The organism is Aquimarina sediminis (genome assembly GCF_002895435.1).
GTDB classification, from domain to species: Bacteria; Bacteroidota; Bacteroidia; order Flavobacteriales; family Flavobacteriaceae; genus Aquimarina; species Aquimarina sediminis.
Map to the genome: position 1 here is coordinate 197,215 of NZ_POYJ01000005.1, position 14,827 is coordinate 212,041.

At 30.9% G+C, this 14,827-nt stretch carries 13 protein-coding genes; 4 read left to right on the forward strand and 9 right to left on the reverse strand.

Features of this window, described 5'->3' with window-relative positions; genetic code table 11:
* The first annotated feature begins 64 nt into the window (after positions 1 to 64).
* Positions 65 to 1,174: a DEAD/DEAH box helicase gene (locus C1X07_RS13385; RefSeq protein ID WP_103070532.1), complete on the forward strand. Its 1,110-nt coding sequence runs from the start codon at positions 65 to 67 to the stop codon at positions 1,172 to 1,174.
* Positions 1,175 to 1,182: 8 nt separating this feature from the next.
* On the opposite strand, the gene C1X07_RS13390 is transcribed toward C1X07_RS13385, so the two are convergent.
* From C1X07_RS13390 to C1X07_RS13420, 7 genes are all read right to left on the reverse strand, one after another.
* Positions 1,183 to 1,578, reverse strand: a complete 396-nt coding sequence (locus tag C1X07_RS13390) for a response regulator (RefSeq protein WP_103070533.1) — start codon at positions 1,576 to 1,578, stop codon at positions 1,183 to 1,185.
* Positions 1,569 to 3,782 carry a PAS domain-containing sensor histidine kinase gene (locus tag C1X07_RS13395; protein WP_103070534.1) on the reverse strand — a complete coding sequence of 738 codons (2,214 nt, stop codon included), beginning with the start codon at positions 3,780 to 3,782 and terminating at the stop codon, positions 1,569 to 1,571. Before C1X07_RS13395 ends, C1X07_RS13390 begins: the two co-directional genes overlap by 10 nt.
* 400 nt (positions 3,783 to 4,182) lie before the next feature.
* Positions 4,183 to 5,130, reverse strand: a complete 948-nt coding sequence (locus tag C1X07_RS13400; RefSeq protein WP_103070535.1) for a YeiH family protein — start codon at positions 5,128 to 5,130, stop codon at positions 4,183 to 4,185.
* A gap of 78 nt (positions 5,131 to 5,208) precedes the next feature.
* Complete coding sequence (locus C1X07_RS13405; protein WP_103070536.1) at positions 5,209 to 6,105, reverse strand: LysR family transcriptional regulator; 897 nt, start codon at positions 6,103 to 6,105, stop codon at positions 5,209 to 5,211.
* Positions 6,106 to 6,367: 262 nt separating this feature from the next.
* Positions 6,368 to 6,928, reverse strand: a complete 561-nt coding sequence (locus tag C1X07_RS13410) for a porin family protein (RefSeq protein WP_103070537.1) — start codon at positions 6,926 to 6,928, stop codon at positions 6,368 to 6,370.
* A gap of 61 nt (positions 6,929 to 6,989) precedes the next feature.
* Positions 6,990 to 8,054 (reverse strand): hypothetical protein, encoded by a 1,065-nt coding sequence (locus tag C1X07_RS13415; RefSeq protein ID WP_128755280.1) that lies wholly within the window; start codon positions 8,052 to 8,054, stop codon positions 6,990 to 6,992.
* 11 nt (positions 8,055 to 8,065) lie between these two features.
* Positions 8,066 to 8,455: a lipocalin family protein gene (locus C1X07_RS13420; RefSeq protein WP_103070539.1), complete on the reverse strand. Its 390-nt coding sequence runs from the start codon at positions 8,453 to 8,455 to the stop codon at positions 8,066 to 8,068.
* A gap of 272 nt (positions 8,456 to 8,727) precedes the next feature.
* On the opposite strand from C1X07_RS13420, the gene C1X07_RS13425 reads away from it, so the two are divergent.
* Both C1X07_RS13425 and C1X07_RS13430 read left to right on the forward strand, forming a co-directional pair.
* Positions 8,728 to 9,597 (forward strand): AraC family transcriptional regulator, encoded by an 870-nt coding sequence (locus C1X07_RS13425; RefSeq protein WP_164914161.1) that lies wholly within the window; start codon positions 8,728 to 8,730, stop codon positions 9,595 to 9,597.
* A 125-nt stretch (positions 9,598 to 9,722) separates the two neighbouring features.
* Positions 9,723 to 10,799 (forward strand): DUF418 domain-containing protein, encoded by a 1,077-nt coding sequence (locus tag C1X07_RS13430; protein ID WP_103070541.1) that lies wholly within the window; start codon positions 9,723 to 9,725, stop codon positions 10,797 to 10,799.
* 60 nt (positions 10,800 to 10,859) lie between these two features.
* On the opposite strand, the gene C1X07_RS13435 is transcribed toward C1X07_RS13430, so the two are convergent.
* Positions 10,860 to 11,909: a hypothetical protein gene (locus tag C1X07_RS13435; protein ID WP_103070542.1), complete on the reverse strand. Its 1,050-nt coding sequence runs from the start codon at positions 11,907 to 11,909 to the stop codon at positions 10,860 to 10,862.
* 233 nt (positions 11,910 to 12,142) lie between these two features.
* A complete protein-coding gene (locus C1X07_RS13440; RefSeq protein ID WP_103070543.1) occupies positions 12,143 to 12,937 on the reverse strand; it encodes a hypothetical protein in 795 nt (264 codons plus the stop codon).
* Positions 12,938 to 13,336: 399 nt separating this feature from the next.
* Between C1X07_RS13440 and C1X07_RS13445 the strand changes: the two genes are divergently transcribed.
* Complete coding sequence (locus C1X07_RS13445) at positions 13,337 to 14,803, forward strand: catalase (protein WP_103070544.1); 1,467 nt, start codon at positions 13,337 to 13,339, stop codon at positions 14,801 to 14,803.
* Positions 14,804 to 14,827 lie beyond the last annotated feature (24 nt).

Genomic DNA, 14,827 nt, shown 5'->3' on the forward strand with positions numbered 1-14,827 from the left:
TTTTCTATTTAAGTTAAATTATAAGTAGATATTAATTTACTTTTGCAACTTAAATTATACAAGTATGACGTTTTTAGAGTTGGGAGTGTCCAAAGACTTAAACAAAGGTCTTAAAGAAATAGGGATTGTAACTCCAACAAAGATTCAGGAGCAAGCAATCCCGGTTTTGATGAGTAATCAAACGGATTTTATAGGTAAAGCTCAAACAGGAACGGGAAAGACTGCTGCTTTTGGAATTCCTTTATTATCCCAAATTGATACTTCAAAATCACATGTTCAGGCATTAATTTTGGCTCCAACACGAGAATTGGGTCAACAAATTGCTAAACAACTTTTTAAATTCACAAAATATACCGATAAGATTTTTACCGAGTCGGTTTATGGTGGAGAGAAAATTGAGAGACAACTTTCTAGATTAAAAAGACCTACCCATATTATTGTTGCGACACCCGGAAGGCTTATTGATTTAATTAACAGGAAAGCGGTTGATATTTCTAAAATAAAAACATTGGTTATGGATGAAGCCGATGAAATGCTTAGTATGGGGTTTAAAAAAGATTTGACTACTATCCTATCTAAAACGAAAGGAAACAGGAATGTTTGGCTTTTTTCGGCAACGATACCATCTTCATTAAATGATATTATAGATACCTATGTTCAAAAAAATGCTGTTCGAGTTACAGTAGATAAAAATGATGCGATTAATAAAAGTATTGATCATCAGTTTGTAGTAGGAGATGAGGTTAATAAACTGGATACTTTAACATATTTTCTAAAGACGCAAAAAGGAGGTAGAGGTATAATTTTTACAAAAACAAAAGTGGCAGCTCGTACTTTGTTTAAGCAATTAGTTTCTAAAAGTTATGAAGTTGGACTGTTGGAGGGCGAAATGACACAAAAAGAGAGAGATAAAGTGATGCGTGCTTTTAGAAAAAAGACATTACAATTGTTAGTGTCTACGGATGTGGCTGCAAGAGGAATTGATGTTGCTAATTTGGCTTTTGTGGTACATTATCAATTACCTGATCAAATAGAATACTATACACATAGAAGTGGTAGGACTGCCAGAGCAGGAAAAACAGGTATCTCTTTGGCTTTGATAACAAAGTCCCAAGTACAGCTTATTAGAGGACTCGAAAAAGAATTAGGAATACGATTTAACCAGATTAGATAATTATAAAACTAGTCGGGTTGGTTTTTATTAAAAGATGTGTTTATTTTTGATATTACCGATAAAAGCTTATCAAAATTTACGGGTTTAGAAAAATAATTATCAAAACCTATATTAATAAAACGTTGTTTGTCTCCGGGCATGGCATAAGCAGTTACTGCAAATACAGGGATATTATTAAGAATATCCAGTTTTTTAAACCTTTGTAGTAATTCACAACCATCCATTTGGTTAAGACCAAGGTTGATATCAACCAAAATTAGATCTAGGGTTTTTTCTTTTACAACTTTAAGTGCTTGCGAGCCGTTTTCTGCAATAATAACATGTGAATCATTTTTGGATAACATTTTATCCATTACCATTGCATTTATCTTATTATCTTCTACATAGAGGACATTCATTGGCATTTTGGAATTATTATATTAAACTGTGTACCCTTACCTACTTTACTTTTTACTTTTATATTACCATCTAGAATTTCTATATATCTTTTGGATAGGCTGAGTCCGATACCTGTACCTTCGTACTTTCGACTTAATCCAAAGCTTTCTTGCATAAAGGGGTCAAAGATTTTTTTAAGATTTTCTTTGTCTATTCCAATACCAGTATCAGTAACCGAAATATAGACATTATTTTTTGAATTAGTGCTGTTTTTAGAACTAACTCTAATAGTAATACTTCCTTTATTAGTATACTTAATGGCGTTATGAATTATATTATTGACAGCAGATCTAAACAAGTCTTCATCAATACGTACCTGCGGGCAGCTATGATCAAGTTCTAATTGATAAACTAGTTTTTTTGCCTCAGCCATATGTTTATATTCTCGATATGAGGTTTCTACTGTATAATTGATATCATACTCTTTTAGGTTGAGATTGTTTTTTATAGCTTCAATCTCACTAAAGTTTGATAAGTTGTTTATCGTATCTAGAAGTCTGTTTTTACTCTCCTCAAGATATATTAGGAGTTGTTCTCTTTCCTCGGGTTTTTCTTCATCTAATAGTAGATTGCTTACAGTCATTATTCCATTTAATGGAGTTCTTATTTCATGACTAAAATTAGATAATATGTTAGATTTAAGGCTGTTGAGTTCTTGTTCTTTAATATGAGATTCTTTAATTGCTATTTCTGCTAGTTTTTGTTCTGTAATGTCATGAAAACTAACAAGGACAGAGTTAACCATTTTTGCGTGATCTAGAATCGGCGTGTATTTGGCTTCAAGCCATTGTAGATCTCCTTTATGAGTAATGCGTTCAATTTCTTTTTTTACCGTATTTCCTTTTAGAGCTTCATTAAATTCATGAGCAAAAGAATTTTTAAAATTAAGAGGCATAACATCTATAAAACGGCACTTTTCTTTGGTGGGATCAATCTTATAGCTTCTCATAATGATTTTAACAGACTTTTCATCCGTCATTAAAATGATTCCTTTGGTGTCTAATAAAACTGTATACGCAAACCCATTATTTACCATGGCTTGCAAGCGATTTTTACTTTCTATAATAGTTTTTTCATTAATCTTTTTTTGATGCACGTCAATAAGATTACCGATCATTCTGATGGTTTCTCCCTTTTTATTTTTTTTAATGTAACCATAAATATCATAGTGACGATAGCCTTCATTAAGATGTTTTATTCGATAATAGTTATAGTAGTACTTACTTTTTTTATTAAAATTATCTTGCTGCCTTTTAATTGCTTTTTCAACATCATCAGGATGTATCATTTTAATAAACTCTTCTTCGGGTACAAAATCCTTATCTAGAGGTAACCCTAACATTTTTTTAAAATCAACACTATAAAAAACCTCTTTTTCTTTTACATGATAGTCAAACAATCCAGATTGGATTCCTTTAAGGGCTAATTGTTTTGTTTCTTCACTATATTTTAATTTTTTAATATAATTGTACCGGTCTGTGACGTCGGTCATAGTTCCATTTATATAGATAACTTCATTTTTATATATAATTGGTTGACCGACAATTTTAACCCATTTTTCATTTCCTTTTTCTGTTATTATTTTTTCGGTACAGGTATATTGTTTTTTGTCCTTAATTAATCTGTTTATATACTCTTTTACTTGATCACTAGATTCTTCAGGATAGAAGCTAACACCATTTTTTGATGTTATTGAAGCGGAGGGATCTGATTCTTTGATTAAATAACATCCTTTTGACCAGTACATTTCATCGTTTCTGGGGTTAAAATACCAGGCTCCAGTCTTGGTAAGCTCAGAGATTGTTAATAAAGCTTTGTGTTCTTTGTACTCTTTTGTAGTATCAATCCCGGTAGCATACACCAAATTATTATGCAGAGTAAGGTCAAATTTTAAAGCTAGAACTCCTTCTTTTTCCGAAGAAAAATGAAAGGATTTATTGATTAATGGGGTCTTGTCAGATAAACTAGACATAGAATTGATGAAAACCGATACATCATCATCTATCATAAAATCGGTAATGTATTTTCCTACAATTTCGTTTTTGTCAAAGGGAAACAATATTTCACATCTGCTATTGGAAGCTATTATTTCTCCATCCTTTCCTAAAACAAAAAGAAAAAGTAATGTTTTTTCAGATAAGACTCCGAATTGTTCTAAAGTAAAAGACATATATATGTTAATTCTAATTAAAGTTACAAAATGATTTGTAATTCTTAAGTAGGTCTTTGATTCTAAAAAATGAAATTATGTTTTTTGTATACACTAAAAGATCTAAATGATTAACCTATTACAAGTCGATAATGTGATTGATGAGTTGACCATTTATTTACGATTTTGAAAGACTAATATATCTTATTTTTTACTGTTCTAAAACATTTTATTTAGTTTCTATATATTGAGACATGGTATTTAGAACAGGTTTTTTGTTTAACTTTTTTAGAACAAGGGAATTAAAAGTATCGGTTATAGTGGTGGTTAAAAATCATTAGTTGCTATAAGTTGTACCATTCAAGAGATAATGGAGAGATCAAAAGAATGTAAATAATAAATAGGTTTATTATAAAATTGGTTAAATGAAGAGTATTATAAGTAAAGAAATGGATGATATAATTAACCATGTACATATTCCTAGAATTGCAGGCTTATAACCCACAGATTTTATATGAGAGATAGATAAATTTGTTCCTATTAAAAACAAAACCAATACAAAGAATGATTTTGAAATTGATTGGACTGTAGTTGTTATAACGTTAGGTATGGACCAATAACTATTTAGAATTATAGTTATGGTAAAAACAGCTATAAACCATGGTATTTTTTTTGAATTAAAGCTTCCTCTAAAGAAAAAAGAAGAAAAAATTGAAACAGGTACAATCCATAAAGTCTTAACCAATTTGATAACTGTTGCAATTTTTAAAGATTCTTCTCCATAAATTTGAGCGGCACCAACTACAGAACTAGTGTCGTGAATTGCAATTGCGCTCCATAACCCAAATTGATATTCGGATAGATTTACAGTATGTCCTATTATTGGGAAAATAAACAAAGCTAGTGCATTCAGAATAAAAATGATGCTCAGCGCAATAGAAATGTTTTCTTTTGGGGCATTAATTGTCGAAGCGATTGCAGCGATTGCACTTCCTCCACAAATAGCGGTTCCAGAAGAAATTAGATATGTGGTTTTTTGTTCTACTTTAAAAAATTTACCAAGTATAATACCAATGAAAAGGGCAAAAATCACAAAGATCATAGTGTATATAAAGCCATTTTGACCAATAGTCAATGCTTCTTGGATGTTAAGACCAAAACCAATACCTATAATTGCAAACTTTAATAAAAAGCTAATAACCTTATAATTAAATTTTAGAAAAGAAGCCCCTGGTGCGTTCGAGTAGATAAAGCCTAGTATCAAAGCAGTAGAACCTTCTATAATTGAAAAAAGACATGCAATTACAATTAATAAAAACAGTGTCGCTTTTATAAAGTTAATAGGATTTCTTTTTAACAGAATATTCATGTGCCTTTATAATCATTGGATTATATAGACAAAATTGAGTTTTTTTCTAGAATAAAAGATATTACAATTTGTAATGGCTTATTCCATTAGGTTATAATGGGTAGTGAAGAAGTGCTTTAATTTTTCTACCGTATTAGAGTATTCGCCGTGTAAATTAACCACATGAAAAACACGTTTAATATCAAAAGAAGTTATGTCAATTACCTTTAACCTATTGTTTTTTAATTCATTCGAAATGGAATGAATAGATAGAAAAGAATAAGAGTTAGAATGCATTAAATAGGTTTTTATGCTTTCTGTGCTTCCTAAGGTCATCTCTATTGATAATTGTTTCATATCAATATTATTATTGTAAAGAGAGTCTTTTACAATGTTTTGAGTGCCAGAACCTTTTTCCCTTACGATCAGGGGAAGGTTTTTTAATTCTTCTAAAGTGATCTCAGGTTTTTTAATTGTCGTATTTGTAACACTAGTAGCTAGAACAATTTCATCTAAAACAAATGTCTCGTAGCGAAGCAAAGGATTCGAGGTTTTTCCTTCTGTAAAACCAATATCCACTTGCTTATTTATAATAGAAGATTCTATGTTTTCTGAGTTATTATTAAGTAAAGTAATGTTCGTATTACTATAAACAGTTTTAAACTTAGATAATATTTTTGGTAAAATATATTGAGAAATAGTCGTGCTAGCTCCAATAGTTATTTTATTGGGTAATTTACTATTTAAAGCTAAAAAGTCATCCTCTAGTTGATTATAAGAGTTAAGGATCTTATTGGTATGTTGTAGTAACAATTGACCTTCTGTTGTTAAACTTATTTTATTGCCGTGTCTGTTAAATAATGCTTTTTCGAAATGTTTTTCTAGTTCATTAATATGTTTCGTAATTGCAGGCTGAGTGATAAAAAGTATTTTGGCAGCTTTAGTAAAACTTAAACAATCAGCTACTTTTTTAAACACTTTTAATCTATAAATCATCCATTAGATATTTGAACAGTTCTGTTTGTTTTTAACAACTTATCAAAAATACTATATTTTTTTTCGAGATAAGATTGACTTGATACTTTCTTTACGAGCTATCTTTTGTATTCTGATATATTCTTTTAAAGCTTATCTTTACTAAATTAAGGAGACCGAAACCTCTAGTTTCGACCTCCTAATTTTTGATATTACAAATATGTATTGAGTAATATCAACATAAAACACACCATTAACTTTACTAATATCATCATATCGAACATCATAATTTTAATGAGGCACTAGCTTGAAATACTGAGTTTTTGAGTGAAGTATTACTTACTTTCGAAATATTGGCTAAGCCAAGATTATATCTAACTCCAATTTCTATAGAAGGAGTTATGGCGTACCCTACACCAATAGCTGCTCCGTAATCAATTTTTTTATAGTTATTTTTTTGAAAACCTTGCCCTTTTCCTCCTAATAAATAGCCTATCTGAGGTCCTGCTTCTAAACTTAATTTGTTTATTGGAAAGAATTTGACTAGTGCAGGAATTACGGTAATATAATTAAGCTTTATTTTATTAGAAGTATTTTTTGACTTAGCTCCCTGAACCGAATATAATGCTTCAGACTGAAATGTAAATTTTTCAGAAATCTGATACCGTATAAAAAGCCCCCCTATTAGACCAGTTTTGAATTTTGAAGATTCTTTCCTGAATTTGGTAAGGTTTATACCACCTTTAATTCCGAATTCTATACCTTGATTTTGATTTTCTTGTGCATTCGAAGTAATTATTCCCAATAATAATGCACATGTTACTAATTTGATTGTTTTCATCATTTTTAAATTAATTATTTGTAGTTATAAAATTTGTTTGCGAGTAATAATGCGACCAGATAGCCTAAAAGTTTATACCGAGCTCTAATTCAAATCCGAAATTTTTGCTATATATTTTGGATGTTTGTATTTGTTGAAATAAGCCTGCTCCGATAGTAATTCCATGATCTTTCCAGGGGATTATTTTAATCCCTTGTTTGGTGCCTACTCCGATCAAGAAATTGTGATTCTTTTTATCTTTGGTAGTCTTTGAGATTTCGATGCCAATAGGAATTTCTATACCTAGGTTGAGATAAACACCAGGATGCACTTTTAGATATCCATCAAAACCACCTCCCAATGTATATGAATTAACAGATTTATACCCTTTGTCCTTTAGCGACTTGGGTTTTATACTATATCTATCATATGACAATACAAAAGGAATGATAAAGTCTTTGTCACTATCAGCGAAACCGACATAGTTTATTTTCCATCCTTCTGTATGCTTGCTATAGGCTCTTTTATACGTTAAGATATTATACCAGTTACCTAACTGAGTATTATATTGAGATTTAGGTGTGTTATGAATTTTGTTTTTTGTTTCCTTGTTATGACTATGTTCTTTTGAGTAATCGTTTATAAAACTTTGTATACAATGCTCTAGTGCAGCCCTAATTCTTTTTTCATGAGTGTCAAAAACATCGATTTTGTTTGATATAGAAAAAACTTGTTCTTCATAGTGACTTTCGGTATAAAGTTCTTTTAATACATTGTTGTTTTTTTCTAAAAAAACCAAGTTAATATGAACTCTTGTAGTTAAATCGTTAATACTACTTTGTGACTGTTGAATTTGTAACGCCTTTATTTTAATATAAATAGGTTTGGCATTCTCGGAATAAGGAAAGGAAGTATCCATAAAATTTTGAATTGCTTGTGATGCATTTGGGTGTAGTTTAAGGATAGTTGTCTTTCCGATTTCGTTTTCTATCTCTCCTAAAATTTTGTTTTCTCGCTCATCAATAACATCTTTAATGTACATGAATACATTATCAGTTTCAAAAGGAACAGTATTTAGGGTGATTTTTTCTTGAGAAAAAATATTGGTTACTATCATAAAAGATGCAAAAACAGACTTATAGAGATTCATAATAATGTGGTTTATGATCGATTGCTATAATGCACTTCTACTTCTCTAATTTCTTCGATATCATATTTCAATATGAGTGTTTTGGAAGTTAAGGTTATGATATACGCTTTTACCTTCTCCCCATTGTTATCTGTCATAACAATGTATCCGCCATTTATATTTAGTTTCCAGGTTCCGGTTTCCTTTTTTCCTGCTGATACAGAAGAAAAAGTCATGTCTTTTATTAAAAAGAGATAATCATTTTTTTCTCTTTTGGATGGCTGGTATTCTTTACTACCAATTTTGTAATGATCCAAATGCCAGTTTTCTAACAAGTTGTTTTTTTCGATTCCTTGAGCACTTGTACAATTCATTGAAGAAAGGAATATTAATGTTATAGAAATTACTATTTTGTTATACATTAGGTTTTGTTTTTAAAACTTTGTCCAAAATTATGAGGAGAATAGAGTATGCAGTTTGTCCATTTTAGACAAAAGCATAAAAGCATGGGTTTTAGAGAAAAGGAAGGCTATACTAATCATGTAAAATAGACTGAATGTATATACGAACTGATTTATGTAATAACTAAACACATGCATACTACTGGGAGAGATCAGAAATAAAGTCCAAAATGAACAAATAGATGCATAATGCTCTAGCATATCTTTGTTCTTTATGGTATAAATTGATAAAAATGGAAAACCCCACACAGCTAGAACGATACAAAAGATTGATCGATTTTATAGACAAGAAGTTTAAAGAAGAGATTAATATAAAAGACATAGAAGAGATATCATATTATTCTTATAGAAACATCAATAGAATATTTTTAGCCTTGCATCACGAAACAATAGGGCAATATGTAAAAAGAGTTAAGTTAGAAAAGGCTGCCGAGTACATAAAATTTTCTGATGAAAGTATTTCTGATATAGCTTTCGAAATAGGGTATAGTGATATCGCTGCTTTTAGTAAGGCATTCAATAAACAATTTAAATGTTCACCTTCCAACTTCAGGAGTACTCATGAACTTAAACAATACATTACGCAAAAAGCTATTTTTCCTTTAGATACGGCACAAAAAAAAGTTCTTGATTTTAAAATTGAAGAAATCCCAAGTTTTGAAGTTCTGTATTTGACCTATCAGGGGTCTTATGAAAACTTGAAAGAATTAAAAAAAGTGTGGGATCAATTGGCATCCTATGCATTAAAAAAAGGTCTTTTAAATGATGAGACCCTTATAATGGGAGAAATATTGGATGATGATCAAATTACTGATGCATTACAGTGTAGGTACAATGCAGCAATTGTGCTAGAAAAAGAAGTAGAATTTTCTTTAAAAGGACTTTTTAAGACAAAGCGAATTGAGCACCAAAAGTATGCTAAATTTATCCATAAAGGTAGTCATGAATCTTGTGCAGATACCTATAACCATATTTATGCTCATTGGATGACCGAGGTACAATTGGAGTTTGAAGACAAACCCACTTTAGAGTTTTATTTGAATGACGAATCTAATACTCCCCAAGAAGATCTACTCACAGAAATTTACATCCCCGTAAAATAATAGCATTGCGAATCGACAATTGTATTTGATATACTATCGACGCAGGTGTAAATGGTACAATGTCCAATTTGAACAATGATTAATCTTAGTGTGATAGCTACATTTATTTAACAAAACTAGGATGTATGCAAAATAGAATTATAGGAATAGATGTAGCTCGAGCATTTGCAATATTTGGGATGATTATAGTTAATTTCAAGATGACATTTGGAAATTATGGTAATCAAGGATTGGCTACGATTTTAAATATCTTGGATGGTAAAGCAGCTTCGACTTTTGTGGTTTTGGCAGGAGTAGGTATTGCGTTAATGTCCAAAGGTTCGTTACAAAACTATAACCTAGCAGGTATACTAAAAATTAAAAAAAAGCTTTTTAAAAAGGCATTGTTCCTGTTTTTAGTAGGACTTTCTTATTCACTAATATGGCCTGCTGATATTTTGCATTTTTATGGCGTATATATGCTATTAGCAATAGTTTTATTAAGAAGTACTCAAACTGTATTGATGCTATTTTCTGCAAGTTTAATAGTTCTTTATCCAATACTTATGATAATTTGGGATTATGATATTGGTTGGGATTATACAGTAATGGAATATGAAGACTTATGGACTACTGCAGGCTTTTTTAGGAATCTCTTTTTTAATGGTTTTCATCCAGTAATTCCTTGGAGTGCTTTTATGCTAATCGGTATGTGGTTTGGTAAAATGGAATTAGATAATAATGATACTGTTAAAAAAGCTATATGGGTTAGTTTTTCCGTATTTATATGTGCTCAATTTGTGTCATATTTTTCTATGTTATGTATTCCGGAAGGGGGTCAGGAAACTCGGATTGAGCTGATTTCAATATTGGGTACAAAACCAATGCCTCCGCTACCATTATACATGATTTCGGGTAGTAGTATAGCTATATTTACTATTTCGGTATGTATTTTGGTTTCAAAAAAATATAAAAAGTCAAAAGCAATACAGGTTCTAAAGAATACAGGGCAGTTAGCATTAACATTTTATATTGCTCATGTTGTATTAGGAATCGGAATAGTAGAAGCAATTGGAGTTACTGAAATGGGGCAATATTCAATAAATTTCTCATTTTTTTTCGCATTGTTATTTATTGTAGGATGTATTATTTTTTCAATAATTGTTAAAAAATATATGAAGCATGGACCTATTGAGTGGGTTATGCGAAAATTAACAAATTAAAGATAGATATGGACTAATTTTATAGAAGTTACATCCTAAGAATTAGTAACACTCAACTATTTAGTAAGTCTTTTTTTGATGCTTCTTAATCTGTTCTGCTCTTTTAATTTCAAAAGGAGTGAACCAATCCCAGGTAATACCAACACTAAATTGATTGCCAGAATCTACAAGACGATAATTATAATTGTCATGACCAGTTATAAATGCTGCAAATACCCCAATATCTCTATTAAAAGGATACCATGTAAAATTTAATTCACCTCTAAAGGGCTCTACAAATGGATGTGCACCTTGGATAATCTCAGTTTTTACACCAAGAGAATATCTTATTTTCTGTGTATAGGTGTGAATGAATTCATACTCAAAACCAAATCGATTTCGTCCATAGATATCAATATCAAAATCAGAATATCCACCTTTGTCGATAAAACCAAACATTAAATTGTGATACAACTCCCAGGATACTGAAAAAGAATGTACTTTATATGGCTTATCTTCTTTGTTTAAGTTGTTTAATCTAAAATTAGCAGATAGTTTGGTGATATTAGTAGAGAAATTACCATTAGTTCTATTTAAAAGTGCAGAAAGGTTGGATTGATCATTTATAGTTAGATGTATTTGGCGACACTCCTCTGATTCATCTTCTAACCCCGCTCCAAAAGCACATCCTGATTGCCCATTAGAGTAATGCCCTGATTCTAATGCCCAGGCAAAAAAATTGTTGTTTTGAGTTTTAACTAATCCCTGAAAACCAAACAATAATCTATAAGAAGGAGTCTTTACAGGTAATGAATTCTCTGAAAACATTCTGATATGGGGTTGAAAAAGTGCATAAGCTGCATAACTAAGCTTATGATCAGAGTTTTGCATGATATGACGCATATTATTATAGAAACTATAATAAACGATTGGTTTGGCATCAAAAAGAATATCTTCAAATTCACTGGTGTTGGATAAATAACTTATTGATGGTTTTACATGTATGGGGTAATATTCTTTAAAATCAGAATAGGTAGTTTTAATATTCAAAGAATCTTTAGAGCTTTGCCCTATTAATAAGTTAGCACTACACAGAAATATAAATAGTTGTAAAACGATACCCCTTTTCATTTTTAATGAATTTTGATTGAACCCCGAAGAAAAGTGAATTTACTATTTATCTTTTAAGAATAAGAGGTAAACTAAGAAAAATATGTTACTTGAAAAGTAAAAAAAAATCTATTAAGTTTTCTTCGGAGAAAAAAGTACTGATTGTTTAAACTATTACGTATTACAAGCTAGTTAAAATACAAAAGAAGATCTAACTAAGTCTTTTATTAGTAGGTGCGTTTTTGGTAAAAGTTCTATACTTCAAAATCATCAACATCATCGAATGTTACTTCTGCGAAGTAATTGATATCATTGTCAATAGGAGAATAATTATCTTCCATCATCTTATAGCTTCTGATTTTACTTACTTCAAATATTGGAGAAGATAGAAACGGTGTTTTGATTTTTGAAACCTTAAACAATGGTGTTAATCCTTTCTTGGATATCAGTTCTGTACTTAAACCTTTAGAGAAAGTTGCACCTAATTCTAATGAACCATCCGCTATATCAAGAGCGCTGGTACCAATATTACCATTTGCTCTAATATCGATTGCACCATTTTTTTCGCTAGAAATTAGAATAGTAGAACTATCGGCAACTACTAATTCTGTTATAATAACATAATCTTTATCCCACTTTCCATTTTTGTACAGATCCAAAATGGTATCGCCCAATTTAATTTGATCTTTAATAGAATGGTTATAAGTTCCGTTTGCTTTAAATAGAATTGCGTTTTCTTTTGAAAAAGAAACATTAAACCCTGCATCCAAATCTGTTAAAGTACTATACGAAGGAGATACTGTTCCCGAAAGTTTGGCTGTCAAAGTAACTGCTCCTTTTGATGAGTGACTTATTGATGATGGTGTTTTGTCATATTCTATATCAAAATCAACTTTGAACTTATCATCACTAAGATTACCAATCTTAGTGAATTCTCTTCCTCTCATTAAACCTATATCACCCAATGCCAAGGGTGTTCCTGGTAACCAAGTGGCTAAATACTTAAATTGCCTATATAGTTCTCTTGTATACTTTCTACTCGTTTTCATGATATGTGTTATTGATTAATAATTCTACTCTGGTGCTGCACCACAACATCTGTAACCGAATGTTTATATAGTAAACATCGGCTTTAATGATATATTATGATGTAAATCTACACTTTGTGTTAAGTAGAAAAAATACCCAGTAAAGGGGATATTAAAGTGGGCAGATTCTTAATCTTCATATACAACTTAATAGAAAAGTAAGTTTTGAATTAGAAGTAGATTTTATATAAAGTGTTTGCTAAAATTCAGTATTTGTTTTTGTAATTACAATTTTTTTTACAATAGATTATAGTTATAGTGTTATCTGTTTAAAATATTTGATTTTATTGTTAGGATAGCTAACATTGTCTTTATTTGTGATCAATCAACAACGTTTTTTAATCCATAAAATTCCAACTTATGAATGATCATCAAAACAAACTAACTTCGGTTTCAGGAAAACCGATTGCAGAAAATCAAAACGTACAAACAGCAGGAAAGCGTGGACCAATGTTACTACAAGATGTGTGGTATTTAGAAAAAATGGCACACTTTGATAGAGAGGTTATTCCAGAGAGGCGTATGCATGCAAAAGGGTCGGCAGCCTATGGTTCTTTTACAGTAACACATGATATTACCAAATATACCAAAGCAAAGATATTTTCTGAAATAGGAAAGAAAACTGACACTTTTTTACGTTTTTCTACTGTAGCTGGAGAACGTGGTGCTGCCGATGCAGAAAGAGATATCCGTGGTTTTGCCGTAAAATTTTATACAGAAGAAGGAAACTGGGATTTAGTAGGTAACAATACCCCGATTTTTTTTATAAGAGATCCCTATAAGTTTCCTGATCTGAACAAAGCTGTAAAAAGAGATCCCAAGACAAATTTGCGAAGTGCCAATAATAATTGGGATTATTGGACATTATTACCAGAATCATTGCATCAAGTTACCATGACTATGAGTGAAAGAGGTATTCCAAAATCTTATCGCCATATGAATGGCTATGGTAGTCATACATTTAGTTTTATAAATGAAAAAAATGAACGTTTTTGGGTAAAATTTCATTTTAAAACTGCACAAGGTATCGAGTGTTTAACAGATCATGAAGCTGAAGTTTTAGTGGGTAAAGACAGAGAAAGTCATCAACGTGATCTATTTGATAGTATTGAAAAGGGGGATTTTCCAAAATGGAATGTAAAAATCCAGATTATGCCTGAAGAAGATGCCAAAGAGTATCGTTTTAACCCTTTTGATTTAACAAAAGTATGGCCTCATAGTGATTACCCATTGCTAGATGTGGGAGTCTTAGAATTGAATAAAAATCCGGATAATTATTTTGCAGAAGTAGAGCAATCTGCTTTTAATCCGGCAAACGTAGTTCCTGGTATTAGTTTTTCTCCAGATAGGATGTTGCAAGGACGTTTATTTTCTTATGGTGATACACAACGTTATCGTTTGGGTGTTAATCATTATCAAATCCCTGTAAATGCCCCAAAATGTCCATTCCATAACCATCACAAGGATGGAGCTATGCGAGTAGATGGAAATGGTGGTGGAACAGTGCATTATGAACCAAACAGTTATGGGAAATGGCAAGAGCAAAAGCAGTATTCCGAACCGCCATTAGAAATTGGAGAGGTAGGTGATCATTGGGATTTTCGAGAAGATGATAACGATTATTTTACACAACCAGGAAATCTGTTTAGAATTATGACACCCGAGCAACAACAAATGTTGTTTGAAAATACAGCAAGGTCAGTCGGCGGAGCAGAAAAATTTATACAAGAGCGCCATATTTCTAATTGCTACAAGGCTGATCCAGAATATGGAAAAGGTGTTGCTAAGGCATTAGGGATAGAGCTTACCAAATTGGATATGGTATAATCATAAGTAGTATTTAATAATTAA

Bases quoted from the DNA above. Each gene is read 5' to 3' on its own strand.
- C1X07_RS13385 (WP_103070532.1), top strand. From the start codon at position 65: ATGACGTTTTTAGAGTTGGGAGTGTCCAAAGACTTAAACAAAGGTCTT.
- C1X07_RS13390 (WP_103070533.1), bottom strand. From the start codon at position 1,578: ATGCCAATGAATGTCCTCTATGTAGAAGATAATAAGATAAATGCAATG.
- C1X07_RS13395 (WP_103070534.1), bottom strand. From the start codon at position 3,782: ATGTCTTTTACTTTAGAACAATTCGGAGTCTTATCTGAAAAAACATTA.
- C1X07_RS13400 (WP_103070535.1), bottom strand. From the start codon at position 5,130: ATGAATATTCTGTTAAAAAGAAATCCTATTAACTTTATAAAAGCGACA.
- C1X07_RS13405 (WP_103070536.1), bottom strand. From the start codon at position 6,105: ATGATTTATAGATTAAAAGTGTTTAAAAAAGTAGCTGATTGTTTAAGT.
- C1X07_RS13410 (WP_103070537.1), bottom strand. From the start codon at position 6,928: ATGATGAAAACAATCAAATTAGTAACATGTGCATTATTATTGGGAATA.
- C1X07_RS13415 (WP_128755280.1), bottom strand. From the start codon at position 8,054: ATGAATCTCTATAAGTCTGTTTTTGCATCTTTTATGATAGTAACCAAT.
- C1X07_RS13420 (WP_103070539.1), bottom strand. From the start codon at position 8,455: ATGTATAACAAAATAGTAATTTCTATAACATTAATATTCCTTTCTTCA.
- C1X07_RS13425 (WP_164914161.1), top strand. From the start codon at position 8,728: ATGGAAAACCCCACACAGCTAGAACGATACAAAAGATTGATCGATTTT.
- C1X07_RS13430 (WP_103070541.1), top strand. From the start codon at position 9,723: ATGCAAAATAGAATTATAGGAATAGATGTAGCTCGAGCATTTGCAATA.
- C1X07_RS13435 (WP_103070542.1), bottom strand. From the start codon at position 11,909: ATGAAAAGGGGTATCGTTTTACAACTATTTATATTTCTGTGTAGTGCT.
- C1X07_RS13440 (WP_103070543.1), bottom strand. From the start codon at position 12,937: ATGAAAACGAGTAGAAAGTATACAAGAGAACTATATAGGCAATTTAAG.
- C1X07_RS13445 (WP_103070544.1), top strand. From the start codon at position 13,337: ATGAATGATCATCAAAACAAACTAACTTCGGTTTCAGGAAAACCGATT.